This window comes from Vibrio sp. 10N.222.48.A3 (genome assembly GCF_041475345.1).
Classification (GTDB): Bacteria; Pseudomonadota; Gammaproteobacteria; order Enterobacterales; family Vibrionaceae; genus Vibrio; species Vibrio tasmaniensis_A.
In genome coordinates, this window is record NZ_JBFRVX010001324.1 from 1 (window position 1) to 845 (window position 845).

Consider the following 845-nt stretch of genomic DNA (forward strand, 5'->3'; position numbering starts at 1 on the left):
CCTTTAGCCTGAGCCATAAAAAAGCGATCTGGCGCTCTTCTTTGGGGATCCCAAGGTGAAAAATATAGAAAACCAACATCTCTTTGCTGCAATGCATGAAACATACGATGTGTGTAAACCTAAATTTAAAACGCCAATGCTGTGGGGTTGGAACTAATTATGAGCGTCATTAATAACGCCTTGTCTGAATTGGCAAAAAAAGAGTCAACAGCATCGATTGAAGCTGCGGTGGTACCTAAAGTAAAAACACGCTCTCCATTGGTTTGGGTGGTCGCAGGTTTTACCCTTAGCTTGGCCATGGGGGGCTGGGCTATATCACAAGGCCCTGCTGTCGATAACTCAATATCAACTCGAGATATACAAGTTTCCGTTATTGATACTTCAGAAGGCAATTCAGAGGGTAGTCCTGAAGCGGCCATTACTCAACCTGTGTCCTCGCCGACTAAGAAGTTAGTGACGCTAGATTCAGCGAACATTTCGGCTAACAACACGGTAATACTAAAAAGTACTCAATCTAAATCGGATTCAGTCATTGCTGCATCAACTCAGTCAGTTACAAAGCCTAAAGTAAACCCTGAATCTCAAGCTATACCTAAATCTCAAAGCACACCTAAAGCAAAAGTAGCAAAGCCAATGCTTGTTGCTAGCGTGGCTAAAAAAGATCCCACACCAGTATCAAATCAACCTGAAACGTCTGGCGATTTAGAAAGTAATGGAATGTTGATTGAGCAGGTAGAATTAACGCCTGAACAACTTTCTATTAATGCTCAAGGCCGAGCTCAGAAAGCTCTTGATGCCAATGACCTTTCTGGTGCGTTGAAAGGTTATAACGAAGCGCTTCGTTA

At 42.8% G+C, this 845-nt stretch carries 2 pseudogenes; both read left to right on the forward strand.

Annotation, left to right across the window (positions count from 1 at the left end):
* Positions 1–157, forward strand: a pseudogene (locus AB4653_RS26080) (MSHA biogenesis protein MshM); the annotation flags it as partial.
* 2 nt (positions 158–159) lie between these two features.
* Positions 160–845, forward strand: a pseudogene (locus AB4653_RS26085) (MSHA biogenesis protein MshN); the annotation flags it as partial.